Origin of the sequence: Streptomyces pseudovenezuelae (assembly GCF_029892565.1) — a bacterium.
In the GTDB taxonomy this organism is placed as follows: domain Bacteria; phylum Actinomycetota; class Actinomycetes; order Streptomycetales; family Streptomycetaceae; genus Streptomyces; species Streptomyces pseudovenezuelae_A.
Genome location: NZ_JARXVH010000003.1, coordinates 760,549 through 777,758 on the forward strand (window position 1 = coordinate 760,549; position 17,210 = coordinate 777,758).

A 17,210-nucleotide genomic window follows, 5' to 3' on the forward strand; every position below is an offset into this window, starting at 1 on the left:
ACAGTTCGCCGACGCGGGACCGACACGGCCGACAGACGACCGACATCGCTGTTGCGCGGGAAACGCGGCGCTTGCACCATCCGTGGATGGACGACACCCCGATCACCTCCCCAACCGCGCTTCCGTCACTGCGTGTTGCGGCCGGCGAGGCGGGCTTCACCAGGTCCTGCGACGAGCGGACCGGCAGTCTGCTGGCCGTACTCGCGGCGGCTCGGCCGGCCGGCCGCGTTCTCGAACTCGGCACCGGCGTCGGCGAAGGCACCGCCTGGCTCCTGAGCGGGATGGACGGAGCCGCGCGGCTGATCACCGTCGAACTCGACGCCGCCGTCCAGGCGATCGCCCGCGAGGAGTTGGGGTCCGACCGGAGGGCGATCTTCGTGACGGCGGACGCCGGGCAGTGGCTGGAGGAGTACGACGGTGAGCCCTTCGACCTGGTCTTCGCGGACACCTGGCCCGGCAAATTCACCCACCTGGAACGGGCCCTGGAACTCGTGGCCCCTGGAGGGACCTACCTGATCGACGACCTGCTCCCACAGCCGGACTGGCCGGAGACCCACGTGGCCGCCGTGAAACGCCTGTTGGCCGAACTGGAGGGACGTCCAGATTTCCGGTCCGTGCGCCTGGCGTGGTCAAGCGGCCTGCTCATGGCGGTGCGGGGGTGACGCGCAGGGGGCCGGTGGCGTAGGGGAGGGGTGGGAGGTCACAGCGTCCGCAGCAGAAGGTGACGGGGGGCCAGGGGCCGCCGAGACCGGTGGGCGTGAACGGCCTTGCCGCGACGGGGAGTTCGGGGTCGGCTGGTCGTTCGGCTGAGGGCGCCTGGGGTGGCGGTTCGACGGGCGGCTTGAGCATTGAGAAGAGGGCGACCAGCGCGAGCAGGGCGGCTACGGAGCTGAGGAAGAGGTTCACTTGCGGACGTCCTCCTGATCCAACTCGGTCTCGGCGACCAGCGCTTGCCGCTCGGTGTGATCGTCGAGCCGCACCCAGAGAAGGGCGCGCTCTGCATCCACGCCGGCGTATCCGGAGCCGACCTGGACGACGACGCCCTCGAAGGGTTCGGGGCCTTCCTTACGGGATCCCGGTGGGACGTAGCTGGTGCCTTTGACTCGGTCGCCTACGAGGAAGGGGGCGTCGGTGCGGGGGTGAGCGCGGGGGTTGTCGCGTGGAGTAGTCACGAGATCACGGTCACGCACATTCCAAGGGCGAGGCAATCGAACGTGGAAATTCCACGAGAACTGGCAAATGCCGGAAGGTGGGCATGCGCCTGCGTGCGGTGGGCAGCAAGTGTCAGACTCGGGGCACGGGCAGTGAGGAGCTGGGCACGGGGCGTCAAGTGCCGGGCATCGGCATACTGTTCGCGGGCATGACCGCGGGAGGGGCGGGCACGGTGGCAACGAAGACGGGGCCGACGATCCGGCGCATGCAGTTGGGGCAGGAGCTGCGGCGGCTTCGCCAGAACGCGGTCAGCGACGACGGCGACGGCAGGGGCCTTACCTTGGCGCAGGCGGTACAGGGACTGGGCTTCACCGAGTCGAAGCTGTACCGGGTGGAGAACGGGCTGACGGGTCTGCCCAAGACCCAGGACCTCAAGGTGTTGCTGGAGCGGTACGGAGTCGATGACCCGGACGATGTGGAGTTCCTGCTGGAAATCCACAAGAACTCGCTGGACCGGGGTTGGTGGTCGCCGTACCGGAGCTTCATGCCGTCCGGTTTCGGTATGAGCGTCGGCCTCGAAGGGGACGCCAAGATCCTCCGCGTCTACGAGCCGTGCGTGATGTACGGGCTGTTCCAGACGGACGCGTATGCGCGAGCGCAGTTCGAGATCGCCAAGCCGATCGATGAGCGCACGACGGAGTTCGTGGAGCGCAACATCGAGATCCGGATGAGGCGCAAGGAGGTCATCACGCGCTCAGTTCGGCCGGTGGAGGTCCACGCGATCCTCGAAGAGGCTGCGGTACGACGGGTCTACGGCGGTCCGGACGTGATGCGGGAACAGTACGAATACCTGGCGGAGCTCACATCGCTGGACCACGTGACGGTGCAGATCCTTCCCTGGTCCCAACCGGTCTACCGGTCACCCGAGAGTTTCGTGCTCATGGAGTTCGAGTCCCCGTTGCCCACCATCGTCAGCAAGGACGGCCAGGACACCGTCAGCCTGACGGACAAGGACACCGAACTCTGGCGCTACTCCCGCCGGTTCGACGCCATGCGGGCTGGGGCCCCCGGCCCCAGGGATACCACCGACTTCTTGAAGCAACTGGCACGAGAGATGGAACGACCATGACTACGCCCCAACTGGTACCGGAATCCGCCTGGTTCAAGTCGTCCTACAGCAACGACTCGGGCGGCAACTGCGTCGAGGTGGCCAACCTCATCCCCACCCACGCCGGCATAGCCCTCCGTGACTCCAAAATCCCGGACGGCCCCACTCTCACGCTCCCCCCAGACGTGTTCACCGCGTTCGTGACTCACGTGCGTGCATAGGCGGCGCGGTCGCCACCCGGCACCGAACCACCCTCCACCTCTCCGGACCTGGGCAACCGCCAAGCCAACACCGTGGCCAGCGCCATCAATGCGGCCCCACCCCAGAACACCACCTGCGTCGCATCCACAAAGGCCCGTACGCCGGCCATGCGAGCCGCCCCCGTCAGGTGGGCCAGGCCCGTGATGTCCCCACCGGGCCCGTGCCCGGCGTAGAAACGGGCCAGCACCGTACCGAACACGGCCGTGCCCAGCGCGTTGCCCAGCGTCTGGAAGAAGCGGATCGAAGTCGTGGCCACCCCCAACTGGTGGCGCGGCGCGGAGTTCTGCACCAACAGGATCAGTTGCCCGACGAGTTGGCCGAACCCGGCCCCGGCCAACAGGAGTTCCGCCCGGATGAGCCACAGGGACGTGTCCGGACCGATCGTCGTGGCCAGCAGGGCGAACGCGAGTGCCGTCGTCGCCGTACCGCTGAGCGTGAACGTTCGAGCCGACCACCCGCGTGCCCCCAGTGGCCCGGTGAGCAGACCCGCCACCGCCAGCCCCACCGCCAGCGGCACCAGGAAGAGCCCCGCCGACGAACTGGCGATGCCACGCGCGACCTGCAGATAGATCAGGACGTAGTAGATCGCGCACATCATCGCGCCACCGAGAATCGCCTGCACCGCGAAGCCCAGCCGCAGTTCGCGAACCTTGAACAGGGACAGCGGCAACACCGGCTCGGGCGCCCGAAGTTGGCGCCACAGGAACAGGGCGAGCGTCACGGCGGTCACGAGAGCCAGGCCCACGATCTCCGGCGAAGCCCACCCGTACCGCTTGCCGCCCCAGTCCGTCAGCAACAGCAGCGCGCTGGAGAACCCGGCCGCCAACCCCGCGCCCAAGTAGTCCAACGGGCGCCGGACATGGTGCTCGGGCAGCTTCAGGGCGAAAGCAGTCGTCACCAACACCGCCACCCCCACCGGCAGGTTGACGTAGAAGATCCACCGCCAGTTCGCATGATCGGCGAGCAGACCGCCGATCCACGGGCCGATCGCCATCGCACCGCCCGCGACCAGTCCACCGGCGTTGGCACCCTTGCCGGAGTCCTTCTCACCCGGTCCCTTGAGATGGGCGATCACCACCATCGTGATGCTCATCAGCCCGCCCCCGCCCAGCCCCTGGAGCGCACGCGCCGCGATGAGCTGGTCCATCGACCGCGCGGCACCGCACAGCGCCGAGCCGAGCAGAAATGTCGCGATCGCCGCGGTGAAGACCCGCTTGGGGCCGTGTACGTCGCAGAGCTTGCCGTACAGCGGCAGCATCGCCGCCGACGCCAGCGCGTACGCGCTGACCAGCCACGGGATCTTGTCGATGCCGTGGGCGGGGTCCAGGTCCCGGACGATCGGGACCGTGGCCGCCGACACGATCTGCAGGTCGAGCAGGGCCAGCACGATCGTGACGAGGCAGACGACGAAGCCGATTTTCCGCTGGGTCTCGGTCATGGGACCACCATGCAAGGGGTTAGTGTACCCAGTCAATGTTTCATCCGGGATTAAATTTCGTCTTGGTACAGTGAACCCGTGACCGAGGTGATGGGACTGCGCGAGCGCAAGAAACTGGAGACCGCGAGGCGGATCGTCCGGACCGCGATCGCCCTCTTCTCCGAGCGCGGCTTCGACAACGTGTCCGTGCAGGAGATCGCCGACGCGTCCGACGTCTCCAAGATGACCGTCTTCAACTACTTCGGTACCAAGGAGGACTTGGTCTTCTGGTTCGCGGAGGAGCACTTCGGCGATGCCGCCCGCGCGGTGCGCGAGCGCGAGCCCGGTGAGTCCGCCGTGGACGCCGTACGGCGGCAGTTCCTGGAGATGGTCGAGACCCGCGATCCGGCGGTCGGGCTGCACAGCGAACCGTTCACCCGCCAACTGCGCGAACTCGTCATGGGCACACCGGTGTTGATGGAGCGGGCCTTCCTGGCAGCGCAGCGAGGCACGCGGGACCTGGCCGCCCACCTCGCCGAGGAGACCGGCGACCTGATGCTCGCCACGGTCGCCGCCGCCATGATCAGCGCCGCCCGCAACGCCCTGATCGAGGAGCACTACCGCCGTATCGACGCCGGCGAACCGGTCGCCACGGTCGCCGCCGAGGCCCCCGAACGTGCCGAACGCGCCTTCGCGTTGGTGGAGAGCGGGCTCGGCGACTACCCGTCCAGAACGCCGTGAGACTGCCCCGGGACAAGGATTAGGCTCACCGTCATGCCCACGGCCAAGAAGCGCGCGCGTACGTACGACCCCGTCAAGACCCGCGCCGCGGTGTTCGCCCAGCTCGGAAACGTGCGGGACGCCGTCCGCACCCTGTCCGACGAGCAACTCGCCCTGCCCACACGCCTGGGCGAGTGGACCGTACGGGAGCTGGTCGCGCACATCGGCATGGCGGTCACCGCCGTCCACCGCTCCCTGGACCGGCCGGCCCCGCCCGCGCAGGACGTCGTGATCCTCGACTGGCCCTTCGCCACCGCGGCCAGCTCCTCGGCCATCGCCGACTTCACGCGGAAGCTCGCCGCACAGCACCCCGACCTCGACGCCTACCTCGCCGACGTCGAGCAGACCCTCACCGGGCACCTCGACACCCACCCCGGCACCCGGCTGCTCGAAACCAACGCCGGCGCGCTGCCCCTGGCCGACTACCTGGTCACCCGCACCGTCGAACTCGTCGTCCACACCGACGACCTCAACGCCGCCGTCCCCGGCCTCGACATCCCGTACGACCGCCAGGCCCTCGCCGCCTGCACCCGGCTGCTGGCCGACGCCCTGGCCGTGAAGGCTCCCGGCGCGTCGACGGAGGTGCGGATCCCGCCGTATGCCGTCGTGCAGTGCGTCGAAGGGCCCCGGCACACCCGAGGCACCCCGCCCAACGTCGTCGAGACCGACCCCCTGACCTGGCTCCGGCTCGCGACCGGGCGGACGCGGTGGAAGGACGCCGTAGAGGAGGCGAAGGTCAGCGCGAGTGGGGAGCGGTCGGATCTGGGCGGGCTGCTGCCGGTCATGGGGTGAAGTGACCCTGGGCATGCCGGAGGGAACCTGTCCCCCGTCCCTCCCGTCCCATCCCCATGGACAAACAGCGATTCACCCTCGCCGTCCTGGCCATCCTCCCGCTCGTCGTGGCGTGCGGCAGTGAGAAGGCGACCGGTGGCAGCGGCTCGGTCGATGCCGAGCGGCCCGTCACCGGTGTGGACTGGCGGGTCCAGGACATCACCGCGGACGGCGCGACCAAGAAGGTGCAGGGCAAGCCGTACCTCGCCTTCGACGCCAAGAGCGGCAAGGTCGGCGGCCGGCTCGGCTGCAACGCCGTCAACGCGACGGCCACCGTACGCGCCGGACACATCACGCTCGGCCGTCCGTCCACCACCCGAATGATGTGCGACGCCTCACTCATGGGCACCGAACGCTCGCTGCTGGGCCTCTTCGACGGCCGGGTCGGCTATCGAGTCGATCACGACACCCTCACGCTGACCAGCGAAAACGGCACGAGCGTCCGCGCCGTCGCCGACGAGTGATCCACTACCGGCGAGTAACCCCAATTCGGACCAGTGGTCGATCTCGCCTACACTCGGTGCCGTGCCACGTGGTGACGGTCGACTCAGTCATGATCTGCTCCCCGGCGAGAAAGGACCCCAGGACGCTTGCGGCGTCTTCGGAGTCTGGGCTCCCGGTGAAGAGGTCGCCAAGCTCACTTACTTCGGGCTCTACGCCCTACAGCATCGAGGCCAGGAATCCGCGGGAATCGCGGTCAGCAACGGCTCGCAGATCCTCGTCTTCAAGGACATGGGGCTCGTTTCCCAGGTCTTCGACGAGACCTCGCTCGGTTCGCTCCAGGGTCACATCGCGGTCGGTCACGCCCGCTACTCGACCACCGGCGCCTCCGTGTGGGAGAACGCCCAGCCGACGTTCCGTGCCACCGCGCACGGCTCCATCGCGCTCGGTCACAACGGCAACCTGGTCAACACCGCGCAGCTCGCGGAGATGGTCGCCGACCTGCCCAAGCAAGAGGGCCGTACCCCGCGCGTCGCGGCGACGAACGACACCGACCTGCTCACGGCGCTGCTCGCCGCCCAGTCCGACGAGGACGGCACACCGCTGACCATCGAGGAGGCCGCTCACACGGTCCTCCCAAAGGTGCGCGGTGCCTTCTCCCTCGTCTTCATGGACGAGCACACCCTCTACGCGGCGCGCGACCCGCAGGGCATCCGCCCGCTGGTCCTGGGCCGCCTCGAGCGCGGCTGGGTCGTCGCCTCCGAGTCCGCCGCCCTCGACATCTGCGGCGCCGCCTACGTCCGCGAGATCGAGCCGGGCGAGTTCGTCGCCATCGACGAGAACGGCCTGCGTACCTCGCGATTCGCGGAAGCGAAGCCCAAGGGCTGCATCTTCGAGTACGTGTATCTGGCCCGCCCGGACACCGACATCGCTGGCCGCAACGTCTACCTCTCCCGGGTCGAGATGGGCCGCCGCCTCGCGAAGGAAGCCCCCGTCGAGGCCGACCTGGTCATAGCGACACCGGAGTCCGGCACCCCGGCCGCCATCGGCTACGCGGAGGCCTCCGGCATCCCCTTCGGTGCCGGTCTCGTGAAGAACGCGTACGTGGGCCGTACGTTCATCCAGCCCTCGCAGACCATCCGGCAGCTCGGCATCCGCCTGAAGCTGAATCCGCTGAAGGAAGTCATCAAGGGCAAGCGCCTGGTCGTCGTCGACGACTCCATCGTGCGCGGCAACACCCAGCGCGCCCTGGTGCGCATGCTCCGCGAGGCCGGCGCGGCCGAGGTCCACATCCGGATCTCCTCGCCGCCCGTGAAGTGGCCCTGCTTCTTCGGCATCGACTTCGCCACGCGCGCGGAGCTGATCGCCAACGGCATGACCATCGACGAGATCGGCGTTTCCCTGGGCGCCGACTCCCTGTCGTACATCTCCATCGACGGCATGATCGAGGCGACCACCATCGCCAAGCCGAACCTGTGCCGCGCGTGCTTCGACGGCGAGTACCCGATGGAGCTCCCGGACCCCGAGCTGCTGGGCAAGCAGCTCCTGGAGACCGAGCTGGCCGCAGGGCCGGCCGCCACGGCCGCGGCCGACGCGATCCGTCGCCCGTAGACCGCCCGTCAGACCTGCAGTACGACACGAAGGTTCTCACCGTCATGCCTGAGACAACTGGTGCCAGCTACCCAGCTGCTTCTTACAAAACAGCAGGTGTCGACATCGACGCGGGCGACCGCGCCGTAGAACTCATGAAGGAGTGGGTGAAGAAGACCCAGCGCCCCGAGGTCCTCGGCGGCCTCGGCGGTTTCGCCGGACTCTTCGACGCCTCCGCCCTGAAGAAGTACGAGCGCCCCCTGCTCGCCTCCGCCACCGACGGCGTCGGCACCAAGGTCGACATCGCCCGGCAGCTGGGCGTCTACGACACCATCGGCCACGACCTGGTCGCGATGGTCATGGACGACATCGTGGTGTGCGGCGCCGAGCCGCTGTTCATGACCGACTACATCTGCGTCGGCAAGGTCCACCCCGAGCGGGTCGCCGCCATCGTCAAGGGCATCGCGGAGGGCTGCGTGCTGGCCGGCTGCGCCCTGGTGGGCGGCGAGACGGCCGAACACCCGGGTCTGCTCGGCGAGGACGACTTCGACGTCGCCGGCGCCGGTACGGGCGTGGTGGAGGCCGACCGGCTGCTGGGCCCCGATCGCATCCGTACGGGTGACGCGGTGATCGCCATGGCGTCCTCCGGTCTTCACTCGAACGGGTACTCGCTGGTCCGGCACGTGCTGCTGAACCAGGCGGGCCTGTCCCTGGACGCGCGGATCGACGAGCTCGGCCGCACCCTCGGCGAGGAGCTCCTGGAGCCGACCAAGATCTACTCGCTGGACTGCCTGGCGCTGACGAGCACCGCCGACGTGCACGCCTTCTCGCACGTGACCGGCGGCGGCCTCGCCGCGAACCTCGCCCGGGTCGTCCCCGACGCCCTGCACGCGATCGTGGACCGCGCCACCTGGACCCCGGACCCGATCTTCGACCTGGTCGGCAGGACCGGTCAGGTCGAGCGCCTGGAGCTGGAGAAGACCCTCAACATGGGCGTCGGCATGATCGCCATCGTCCCCGAGGAGTCCACGGACGTGGCCCTCGCGACCCTGGCGGACCGGGGTGTCGAGGCATGGGTGGCCGGCGAGATCACCGACCGCGGCGACCACGCGACGGGCGCGGCGCTCATCGGCGACTACGCGAGCTGAAGCTCACCAAGCAGCGCAAAACCCGGTCCGGCGGGGGTAACCGCATGGACCGGGTCGAGCGACGCTGGACAGTCAAGCGCCGCGGCGTTGAGACGTAGGACCGGACTCGTCGTCCTCGTCCTCGTCGTCGTTATATAGATCCGCGTACTGCGAGTACGGGTCGTCTTCGTCGTCCTCGTCCTCGAACGGCTCGCCATTCGGCGGCTGGTTCGAAGTCGAAGCGCCCAGCTCGTTGGCCAGACGCGACAGGTCAGTCCCGCCGCTGTTGTACTTCAGCTGGCGGGCGACCTTCGTCTGCTTGGCCTTGGCCCGGCCGCGCCCCATGGCTCGACCCCCTCGGTGACGGGGCTCGACGGCCCCAGAGTCTTGACACGCGTTCATGATCTGGAACGGGCTCTCCGTGGAGAGACCGGTCCGTAGGGCTTCCACGGTACCTGAGCCCACGCCCATACGGTACGTCGCCCGCACGACGGGCCCGGGTCCACCCCCTGCGAGGCGCCCCGTCCCCGCTGGTCAACCGCGATTTTAACCACTTCTTCGCGGGCGACCCGCCGACGGACGTGAGAGTTCTCTCTAACTGCCCGCCGACGGGTACCGGCCAAACCTCAGCGGGCCCTTTTCAGAGCCGCTTCGTGCATCCGCTGCTCGGCGATCCGGTCGGCCGCGGCGGCCGGCGGAATACCGTCTTCCTTCGCACGTGCGAATATGGCCAGCGTCGTGTCGTAGATCTTCGCCGCCTTCGCCCTGCACCGCTCGAAGTCGAACCCGTGCAGCTCGTCGGCGACCTGGATGACCCCGCCGGCGTTCACCACGTAGTCCGGCGCGTAGAGGATCCCGCGGTCGGCGAGGTCCTTCTCGACGCCCGGGTGCTCCAGCTGGTTGTTGGCCGCGCCGCACACGATCGAGGCGGTCAGCACCGGCACGGAGTCGTCGTTCAGGGCCCCGCCGAGCGCGCAGGGCGCGTAGATGTCGAGCCCCTCCACCCGGATCAGCGCCTCGGTGTCGGCGACCGCGCTCACGCCGGCCGGGTGCGCGTCGAGGATCCGGCGTACGGCCTCCTCGCGGACGTCCGTGACGACGACCTCGGCGCCCTCCGTCAGCAGGTGCGCCACCAGGTGGTGGCCGACCTTGCCGACGCCCGCGATGCCGACCCTGCGGCCGTGCAGCGACGGGTCGCCCCACAGGTGCCGGGCGCTGGCCCGCATGCCCTGGTAGACGCCGAACGCGGTCAGCACGGAGGAGTCGCCCGCGCCGCCGTTCTCGGGCGAACGCCCGGTCGTCCAGCGGCACTCACGGGCCACGACGTCCATGTCGGCGACGTACGTACCGACATCGCACGCGGTGACGTACCGGCCGCCGAGCGAGGCCACCATGCGCCCGTAGGCGAGCAGGAGTTCCTCGGTCTTGTCGCGGTCCGGGTCGCCGATGATCACGGCCTTGCCGCCGCCGTGGTCGAGACCGGCCATGGCGTTCTTGTACGACATCCCGCGGGCGAGGTTCAGCGCGTCGGCGACGGCCTCCTGCTCGCTCGCGTACGGGTAGAAGCGCGTACCGCCGAGCGCGGGGCCCAGAGCGGTGCTGTGGATGGCGATCACGGCCTTGAGGCCGCTGGCGCGGTCCTGGCAGAGCACGACCTGCTCATGACCGCCCTGATCCGTGTGGAACAGGGTGTGCAGTGCGTCAGCAGGTGCGCCGGTTACGTCGGTCACTGTAGTGACTCCCGGGTAAGTAGCGGCGGTTGGAGACGAGCTCCCATGGGTGGCGGGGGCTGTGACATGAGATTAGGGCCTTGGGGCGCCCGGCCACCGCGCAGTGCTCAGGATCACGTACTCACAAGATGGGTCCGTGCGACGATTTGGATAGATTTCCCGCCCGTTTGTGAGCGGGTTCCGCAGGTTTTCCCGTTGGTGGGCGGGGGATGGAGCAGGCGTGCCCAAGGTGTCCTCGGTGATCGTCCCGTACGCGACGTACCTGCGCGTCTACGAACCGCTGGCCGCCTTCCCGGAACCGGAGCGCGGCCACTGGGCGCGGTACGCCCGCCGGCCCGACCGTCCCTCCTACCAGGACGAGCTGCGCCGCTCCCTGGCCGACCTGCTGCCCACCCCGCCCATCCCGGTGCCGGTGCACGAGAGCAGCGACGCCTTCGTGCTCGACGCCGACGGCGTGGTCTGTGTCTGCCCCTGGCGCACCCGCCTGCGCGGCTGGCAGGCCCTCCAGGAGCTGGCCGAGGAACTGCCGGCCCCGGTCCTGGAAGCGGTACTGCCCGAGGTCGTACGACGTCAGGCGACCCAGGACTACGAGCGCTGGCTGCTCCGCAACCCGGACGCCCGCCCGTGGATCCGCACCGCGACCTGGCAGGTGCCGCTGCACTGGTTCGTGCTCGTCTCCGATGAGGAGCGGCGCTTCGACAAGGGCTCCGGCGAGATCCCGCCCGCGCTGCGCTACCGGACGCCGATGGTGCAGGCCCGGCGGCGCGTGGCGCGGGCCCTGCGGACACTGCGGGACACCCTCGACGAGGGGCCGCTGATGGACGGTCTGCTCGACGTCGGGCGCTGGCTGGAGGAGTTCCATCCGCGCTCGCTGGTCGAGTTGGACTACGGCGGCCTCGTGCACACCCTGCCGGCCGGCGATCTGGAGGGCGACCACTCGGCGGCGGACGTGGCCGAGGGCATCGAGGCCCTGCGGCACGGCGACGGAGCGGCCGCGGGGGCGGCGTACGCGCGCCTCGTGGAGCGCTGGCGGTCGGTCAGGGATCGGCGCTCGGCGAACTGACGTTTGACGAATCGCCCGTTTTGGGGTTTCGTCCTGACACCGGCTCGTGCACTCGTGCGAGTCGCCCTTGCTTCCTGATGTCGCGTCGACATGGGACGTAGGTCCCGATCCGGGCTTATGTGTCAACAATGCGTCAACAAGGGGCAAGCGTGACGGACCGCACGTACGCGGCCCTTGCGTCCCTTGCCCCTCCTCATGCCAAAATAGGACAAGGAGTCCGGGGAGGACTTCGCTCGCATTGCACGCTTTGGGGGGTCTGATGACTCCTGATCGCCCTGTGACTGATCGTCACAGTGGCGTGACTGTCCGCTATGGCATGGTCCATCGGCTTCCGTCGCTGATGGACACCTGGAGGGGCAATTCCATCGGTTTGGCCTACGCGGTTGGACAGATGGTGTAGTTGTAGTGCCGAGGACAAGCCGTTCGTCCTATAACCGACTCGACTCGCGTCCGCCATTTCGGGCAACGCGGGTCAAGGTGCAGAATTTAGAGGAAAGAACCGAGATGGTTCGGTTCTCCCGAGGAGGCCGCTCATGACCGCTCGCACCCCTGATGCCGAGCCGCTGCTGACCCCGGCTGAGGTCGCCACGATGTTCCGTGTTGACCCCAAGACGGTCACGCGGTGGGCGAAGGCCGGCAAGCTCACGTCGATCCGCACGCTCGGCGGGCACCGCCGCTACCGAGAGGCGGAGGTCCGTGCTCTGCTCGCGGGCATCCCGCAGCAGCGCAGCGAGGCCTGAACAACTGGATAACCGGGCAAACCGGCAGGTCCCCCAACTTGTCGATACGTCCGATCACTAGCTCCAAACGACGCGGGTTCTGCCCCAACAGAGCCCACGCCCAAGCCCCTCCGGGCTTTCCCACTACGTGACAAGGGTGCGTCGTCGATCGCGCTGGACTCCGCCGGGTCCAGCGCGATCTTTTTTGTGCGCGTGCGGTGGATGTGGCGGGTGGGACCGGTGGGGCTGTGAGCGGCCTTGTCGGAGTCTGGGGAGGGCTGTCGGATCTCCTGTGCGCGAGCCCCCGGGGAGCCTGACAGGAGGCTGACGGGGAGCCCGGCCACTGGTGCAATTGCACATATAAAATTGACCAGTTGTAGGAGAGGGGTAAATTCCTCGGTTTCAGAAACTCATGCAGTGACTCCCGTCACATGCCAGAGTCCTTGTCACCCCGCATGAGAGTGCGCTAATGGAGCGTCACGCTCCGGCAGGACTCTCCTCCTCGACGACCTCGACGACCTCGTCGGCCACCGCGTCGGCCGGCGGCACAGAGTCCAACTCCTGTCGCAGCAGACGATGGCAGATCGGGCAGTGACGCGTCAGATGCCGGTAGGACGTGGCGGCCGCCAGGTGCGCACGGAGCAACGCCCGCGTCTCGTGCCTGACCGAAGCCGCCATACGCCACCTCCAGGGGCCGCACGGGAACGTGCCCTGGTCTCTGGGTACCGAGCGAATGTGACGCCGTCAAGACGGCGAGGGGCGATGAGGGACTCTTGAGGGATCTGAACCGGAAGTGCCGACCAGCAGGTGCCCGCACGCGAAAGAGCCCGGATCCGAAGATCCGGGCTCTTTCTGCTGCGGTCCTGACGGGATTTGAACCCGCGGCCTCCACCTTGACAGGGTGGCGAGCACTCCAAGCTGCTCCACAGGACCAGGTTTCGCAGTGCGATTGGTGCGTTGCGCTGCGAGAAGAGACTGTACAGGAGCGGTGGGGTACTGGTCGAACTCACCCACCGTGCAGGGGTGATTACGGGACCGCCGCGTCGATCGCCTTCACGATCCGCTTGTCCGAGACGGGGTACGCCGTGCCCAGCGCGTGGGCGAAATAGCTGACCCGCAGCTCCTCGATCATCCAGCGGATGTCCAGCACGGAGGACGGGACCGGCCGGCCCTGGGGCATCTGCTCCAGCAGCCAGGCGTACTCGTCCTGCATCTCGTGCACCTTCTCCATCCGGGACGTGTCCCGCTGCACGCCGGTCGGCATCTGCTGCAGGCGCCGGTCGGCCGCGGTCAGGTAGCGCAGGAGGTCGGGCAGGCGCCGCAGCCCCGCCGCCGTCACGAAGCCCGGCTTCACGAGGGCGTCCAACTGCCCCCGTACGTCCCGGAGGTTGGGCAGCAGCGTCGGACTGTTCATGGCCTTCAGGCGGCGCTCACAGGACTGCCAGGCGGTGAGCACCTGCCGTACCTGCTCCACCGCACGCACCGTCGTGTCGACGATCTCCGCCCGCACCTTGTCGAACAGCTTCCGATACGACTCCTCGTCCCACGCCGGCCCCCCGAAGTCAGCGATCAGCCGGTCCGCCGCCGCCATCGCGCAGTCGTCGAACAGCCCCTGGATCGAACCGTGCGGATTCGACGACAGCGCCAGCTTCTGGACGTTCGTCAGCTTCTCCGACGCGAACTTCGCCGGATTCACCGGGATGTTGCGCAGGATCAGCCGCCGCGTGCCCTTCCACATCGCCTCCGCCTGCTCCGCCTCCGTGTCGAAGAGGCGTACGGAGACCGTGTCGCCGTCGTCCACCAGCGCCGGATACGCCTTCACCGGCTGACCGGCCCGACGCGTCTCGAACACCCGGGTCAGCGTGCCGATCGTCCAGTCCGTGAGGCCCTTGCGCTCCAGCGACTGGCCGCCCTCGCGCTCGGCGGTGGCCGCAGCGGCCTGGGAGAGCGCCTGACGGGCCTTCGGCCTCAGCCGCAGCCGCAGCGCCTCCAGATCCTTGTCCTCCGCGAGATTGCGCCGCCGCTCGTCCACGATCCGGAACGTGATCCGCAGATGCTCCGGCACCTTCGACCAGTCGAAGTCGTCCGCGGTGAACGGCACTCCGACCATGCGCTTCAACTCACGCGCCATCGTGACGGTCAGCGGCTCCTGGAGGGGGACGGCCGTGTCCAGGAAGCGCTTCGCGAAGTTCGGCGCCGGTACGTAGTTGCGGCGGATCGGCTTGGGCAGGGAACGGATCAACTCCGTGACCACTTCCTCCCGCAGCCCCGGAATCTGCCATTCGAAGCCCTCGTCCGTGACCTGGTTGAGCACCTGCAACGGCACATGGACCGTCACCCCGTCCGCATCAGCACCCGGCTCGAACTGGTACGTCACCCGGAACTTCAACTGCCCCTGCCGCCACGAGTCCGGATAGTCGTCCTTCGTGACCGACTGAGCCGACTCCCGGATGAGCATCTCCCGCTCGAAATCCAGGAACTCCGGCTGCTCGTGCCGCTGCCGCTTCCACCACGAGTCGAAGTGCGCCCCGGACACCACATCCTGGGGCACCCGCTCGTCGTAGAAGTCGAAGAGCGTCTCGTCGTCGACCACGATGTCCCGACGCCGCGCCCGATGCTCCAACTCCTCGACCTCGCTGAGGAGTCGACGGTTGTCGGCGAAGAACTTGTGGTGCGTGCGCCAGTCGCCCTCCACCAACGCGTTCCGGATGAACAGCTCACGGCTGACCTCCAGATCGATCCGCCCGTAGTTCACCTTCCGCTGCGCCACGATCGGTACGCCGTACAGCGTGACCTTCTCGAACGCCATCACGGCCGCCTGGTCCTTCTCCCAGTGCGGTTCGCTGTACGTCCGCTTCAACAGGTGCTCGGCGAGCGGCTCGACCCACTCCGGCTCGATCTTCGCGTTGACCCGGGCCCACAGCCGCGAAGTCTCCACCAGCTCCGCCGACATGACGAACTTGGGCTGCTTCTTGAACAGCGCCGAACCCGGGAAGATCGCGAACTTCGCGCTCCGCGCGCCCAGATACTCGTTCTTGTTGCCGTCCTTCACGTCCTTCATACCGACGTGCGACAGCAGCCCGGCCAGGAGAGAGACGTGGACGCTCTGGTCGGCCGCGTCCTCCTCGTTCAGATGGATCCCCATCTGCTTGGCCACCGTGCGCAGTTGGGTGTAGATGTCCTGCCACTCACGGATCCGCAGGAAGTTCAGGTACTCCTGCTTGCACATGCGACGGAACGACGACGAGCCCCGCTCACGCTGCTGCTCACGGACATACCGCCACAGATTCAGATACGCCAGGAAGTCACTGGTCTCGTCCTTGAACCGGGCGTGCTGCTGATCGGCCTGCGCCTGCTTCTCGGCGGGGCGCTCGCGCGGGTCCTGGATGGACAGCGCGGCGGCTATCACCATCACCTCCCGCGCACAGCCGTTCCGATCGGCCTCCAGCACCATCCGGGCCAACCGCGGGTCCACCGGCAACTGCGCCAGCTTGCGACCGGTCTCCGTCAGCCGCTTGCGCGGATCCTTCTGCGCCGGGTCCAGCGCGTTGAGCTCCTGCAACAACTGCACGCCGTCACGGATGTTGCGATGGTCCGGCGGATCGAGGAACGGGAACTTCTCGATCTCGCCGAGCCCGGCCGCGGTCATCTGCAGGATGACGGAGGCCAGATTCGTACGAAGGATCTCCGCGTCCGTGAACTCCGGCCGCGCGAGGAAGTCCTCCTCGGTGAAGAGCCGGATGCAGATGCCGTCGGACGTACGCCCACAACGACCCTTGCGCTGATTGGCACTTGCCTGCGAGATCGCCTCGATCGGCAGCCGCTGCACCTTCGTGCGATGGCTGTACCGGCTGATCCGGGCGAAGCCCGGGTCGATCACGTACTTGATGCCGGGGACCGTCAGCGAGGTCTCCGCGACGTTCGTAGCCAGAACGATCCTGCGCCCGCTGTGCTGCTGGAACACGCGATGCTGCTCGGCGTGCGAGAGCCGCGCGTACAGCGGCAGCACTTCGGTGAACCGGTACTTCTTCTTTTCAAGGGCATCCGCGGTGTCCCGGATCTCCCGCTCCCCGGAGAGGAAGACGAGGATGTCCCCCTTCCCCTCGCCCATCAACTCCTCGACGGCATCCGTGATCGCCGTGATCTGATCCCGGTCGGAGTCCTCGGCGTCCTCCTCCAGCAGCGGCCGGTACCGCACCTCCACCGGATACGTCCGCCCGCTCACCTCGACGATCGGCGCGTCCCCGAAATGCCGGGAGAACCGCTCGGGGTCGATGGTCGCGGACGTGATCACGACCTTCAGATCAGGCCGCTGAGGCAGCAACTGCGCCAGATAACCGAGCAGGAAATCGATATTCAGCGACCGCTCATGCGCCTCGTCGATGATGATCGTGTCGTAGGCGCGCAGCTCACGGTCGGTCTGGATCTCCGCGAGCAGGATGCCGTCCGTCATCAGCTTCAGGAAGGTCGCGTCCGGACTCACCTGGTCGGTGAACCGCACCTTCCAGCCCACCGCCTCACCCAGCGGCGTGTCCAACTCCTCCGCGACCCGCTCCGCGACCGTACGAGCGGCGATCCGCCGGGGCTGGGTGTGCCCGATCATGCCCCGGACACCCCGCCCGAGCTCCAGACAGATCTTCGGGATCTGCGTGGTCTTCCCGGACCCCGTCTCACCGGCCACGATCACGACCTGGTGATCCCGGATGGCCGCCGCGATCTCGTCCTTCTTCTGACTGACCGGCAACTGCTCCGGATACGAGACCGCGGGCACCCGCGCCCGCCGCACCCCCATCCGCTCCTCGGCCCGGCCGACCTCCACCTCGATCTCGGCGAGGACGGCGGCCCGAGCCTCCGGCTTACGAATCTTGCGCGCGCCTTCGAGCCTGCGCCCGAGCCGATGCGCATCGCGCAGAGACAACTCGGTCAGGCGGGGGGCGAGGGCGCCGAGGGCGGGGGCAGGGTGCGTAGACATACGGGATCCAGGATCTCAT

Annotated in this window: 17 protein-coding genes and 1 tRNA gene; 10 read left to right on the plus strand and 8 right to left on the minus strand. The window is 68.1% G+C overall.

The window, feature by feature from the left end; translation table 11 throughout:
• The first annotated feature begins 86 nt into the window (after window positions 1-86).
• On the plus strand, window positions 87-662 hold the full coding sequence (locus M2283_RS12510; protein WP_280876194.1) for an O-methyltransferase: 576 nt from the start codon (window positions 87-89) through the stop codon (window positions 660-662).
• On the opposite strand, the gene M2283_RS12515 is transcribed toward M2283_RS12510, so the two are convergent.
• Window positions 643-906, minus strand: a complete 264-nt coding sequence (locus M2283_RS12515; protein ID WP_280876195.1) for a hypothetical protein — start codon at window positions 904-906, stop codon at window positions 643-645. The genes M2283_RS12510 and M2283_RS12515 overlap by 20 nt on opposite strands.
• Entirely contained in the window at window positions 903-1,172 is a 270-nt protein-coding gene (locus M2283_RS12520; RefSeq protein WP_280876196.1) for a hypothetical protein, read from the minus strand. The genes M2283_RS12515 and M2283_RS12520 overlap by 4 nt, the downstream gene beginning before the upstream one ends.
• A 188-nt stretch (window positions 1,173-1,360) precedes the next feature.
• Between M2283_RS12520 and M2283_RS12525 the strand changes: the two genes are divergently transcribed.
• Together M2283_RS12525 and M2283_RS12530 are read left to right on the plus strand one after the other, a co-directional pair.
• Window positions 1,361-2,281 carry a helix-turn-helix domain-containing protein gene (locus M2283_RS12525; protein WP_280876197.1) on the plus strand — a complete coding sequence of 307 codons (921 nt, stop codon included), beginning with the start codon at window positions 1,361-1,363 and terminating at the stop codon, window positions 2,279-2,281.
• Window positions 2,278-2,481, plus strand: coding sequence for a DUF397 domain-containing protein (locus M2283_RS12530; RefSeq protein WP_280876198.1), 204 nt, complete (start codon window positions 2,278-2,280; stop codon window positions 2,479-2,481). The genes M2283_RS12525 and M2283_RS12530 overlap by 4 nt, the downstream gene beginning before the upstream one ends.
• On the opposite strand, the gene M2283_RS12535 is transcribed toward M2283_RS12530, so the two are convergent.
• Window positions 2,466-3,959, minus strand: a complete 1,494-nt coding sequence (locus tag M2283_RS12535; RefSeq protein WP_280876199.1) for an MFS transporter — start codon at window positions 3,957-3,959, stop codon at window positions 2,466-2,468. The genes M2283_RS12530 and M2283_RS12535 overlap by 16 nt on opposite strands.
• A 78-nt stretch (window positions 3,960-4,037) precedes the next feature.
• Here M2283_RS12535 and M2283_RS12540 point away from each other — a divergent pair, with 78 nt between their 5' ends.
• From M2283_RS12540 to purM, 5 genes are all read left to right on the plus strand, one after another.
• On the plus strand, window positions 4,038-4,679 hold the full coding sequence (locus tag M2283_RS12540) for a TetR/AcrR family transcriptional regulator (protein WP_280876200.1): 642 nt from the start codon (window positions 4,038-4,040) through the stop codon (window positions 4,677-4,679).
• A gap of 33 nt (window positions 4,680-4,712) precedes the next feature.
• Window positions 4,713-5,510, plus strand: coding sequence for a maleylpyruvate isomerase family mycothiol-dependent enzyme (locus tag M2283_RS12545; RefSeq protein WP_280876201.1), 798 nt, complete (start codon window positions 4,713-4,715; stop codon window positions 5,508-5,510).
• 56 nt (window positions 5,511-5,566) lie between these two features.
• Entirely contained in the window at window positions 5,567-6,013 is a 447-nt protein-coding gene (locus tag M2283_RS12550; RefSeq protein ID WP_280876202.1) for an META domain-containing protein, read from the plus strand.
• A 61-nt stretch (window positions 6,014-6,074) separates the two neighbouring features.
• Window positions 6,075-7,601 carry an amidophosphoribosyltransferase gene (gene purF, locus M2283_RS12555; RefSeq protein WP_280876203.1) on the plus strand — a complete coding sequence of 509 codons (1,527 nt, stop codon included), beginning with the start codon at window positions 6,075-6,077 and terminating at the stop codon, window positions 7,599-7,601.
• Window positions 7,602-7,645: 44 nt separating this feature from the next.
• A complete protein-coding gene (purM, locus tag M2283_RS12560; RefSeq protein WP_280876204.1) occupies window positions 7,646-8,728 on the plus strand; it encodes a phosphoribosylformylglycinamidine cyclo-ligase in 1,083 nt (360 codons plus the stop codon).
• A gap of 72 nt (window positions 8,729-8,800) precedes the next feature.
• On the opposite strand, the gene M2283_RS12565 is transcribed toward purM, so the two are convergent.
• On the minus strand, window positions 8,801-9,052 hold the full coding sequence (locus M2283_RS12565; protein WP_280876205.1) for a DUF3073 domain-containing protein: 252 nt from the start codon (window positions 9,050-9,052) through the stop codon (window positions 8,801-8,803).
• A 281-nt stretch (window positions 9,053-9,333) separates the two neighbouring features.
• Window positions 9,334-10,437 carry a Leu/Phe/Val dehydrogenase gene (locus M2283_RS12570; RefSeq protein ID WP_280876206.1) on the minus strand — a complete coding sequence of 368 codons (1,104 nt, stop codon included), beginning with the start codon at window positions 10,435-10,437 and terminating at the stop codon, window positions 9,334-9,336.
• Window positions 10,438-10,657: 220 nt separating this feature from the next.
• On the opposite strand from M2283_RS12570, the gene M2283_RS12575 reads away from it, so the two are divergent.
• Window positions 10,658-11,500, plus strand: coding sequence for a hypothetical protein (locus M2283_RS12575; RefSeq protein ID WP_280876207.1), 843 nt, complete (start codon window positions 10,658-10,660; stop codon window positions 11,498-11,500).
• Window positions 11,501-12,033: 533 nt separating this feature from the next.
• Window positions 12,034-12,240 carry a developmental transcriptional regulator BldC gene (gene bldC / locus M2283_RS12580; protein ID WP_003949541.1) on the plus strand — a complete coding sequence of 69 codons (207 nt, stop codon included), beginning with the start codon at window positions 12,034-12,036 and terminating at the stop codon, window positions 12,238-12,240.
• Window positions 12,241-12,696: 456 nt separating this feature from the next.
• Here bldC and M2283_RS12585 read toward each other — a convergent pair whose 3' ends face one another.
• The 3 genes from M2283_RS12585 to hrpA form a co-directional block, all read right to left on the minus strand.
• Window positions 12,697-12,897, minus strand: coding sequence for a DUF6274 family protein (locus M2283_RS12585; RefSeq protein ID WP_280876208.1), 201 nt, complete (start codon window positions 12,895-12,897; stop codon window positions 12,697-12,699).
• Between the two features lie 180 nt (window positions 12,898-13,077).
• Window positions 13,078-13,152: transfer RNA gene (locus tag M2283_RS12590), tRNA-Asp, on the minus strand.
• Between the two features lie 94 nt (window positions 13,153-13,246).
• Complete coding sequence (hrpA, locus tag M2283_RS12595; protein ID WP_280876209.1) at window positions 13,247-17,191, minus strand: ATP-dependent RNA helicase HrpA; 3,945 nt, start codon at window positions 17,189-17,191, stop codon at window positions 13,247-13,249.
• Between the last annotated feature and the right edge of the window lie 19 nt (window positions 17,192-17,210).

Bases quoted from the DNA above. Each gene is read 5' to 3' on its own strand.
- M2283_RS12535 (WP_280876199.1), bottom strand. From the start codon at position 3,959: ATGACCGAGACCCAGCGGAAAATCGGCTTCGTCGTCTGCCTCGTCACG.
- hrpA (WP_280876209.1), bottom strand. From the start codon at position 17,191: ATGTCTACGCACCCTGCCCCCGCCCTCGGCGCCCTCGCCCCCCGCCTG.
- M2283_RS12530 (WP_280876198.1), top strand. From the start codon at position 2,278: ATGACTACGCCCCAACTGGTACCGGAATCCGCCTGGTTCAAGTCGTCC.
- purM (WP_280876204.1), top strand. From the start codon at position 7,646: ATGCCTGAGACAACTGGTGCCAGCTACCCAGCTGCTTCTTACAAAACA.
- M2283_RS12585 (WP_280876208.1), bottom strand. From the start codon at position 12,897: ATGGCGGCTTCGGTCAGGCACGAGACGCGGGCGTTGCTCCGTGCGCAC.
- M2283_RS12545 (WP_280876201.1), top strand. From the start codon at position 4,713: ATGCCCACGGCCAAGAAGCGCGCGCGTACGTACGACCCCGTCAAGACC.
- M2283_RS12510 (WP_280876194.1), top strand. From the start codon at position 87: ATGGACGACACCCCGATCACCTCCCCAACCGCGCTTCCGTCACTGCGT.
- bldC (WP_003949541.1), top strand. From the start codon at position 12,034: ATGACCGCTCGCACCCCTGATGCCGAGCCGCTGCTGACCCCGGCTGAG.
- M2283_RS12565 (WP_280876205.1), bottom strand. From the start codon at position 9,052: ATGGGGCGCGGCCGGGCCAAGGCCAAGCAGACGAAGGTCGCCCGCCAG.
- M2283_RS12550 (WP_280876202.1), top strand. From the start codon at position 5,567: ATGGACAAACAGCGATTCACCCTCGCCGTCCTGGCCATCCTCCCGCTC.
- M2283_RS12525 (WP_280876197.1), top strand. From the start codon at position 1,361: ATGACCGCGGGAGGGGCGGGCACGGTGGCAACGAAGACGGGGCCGACG.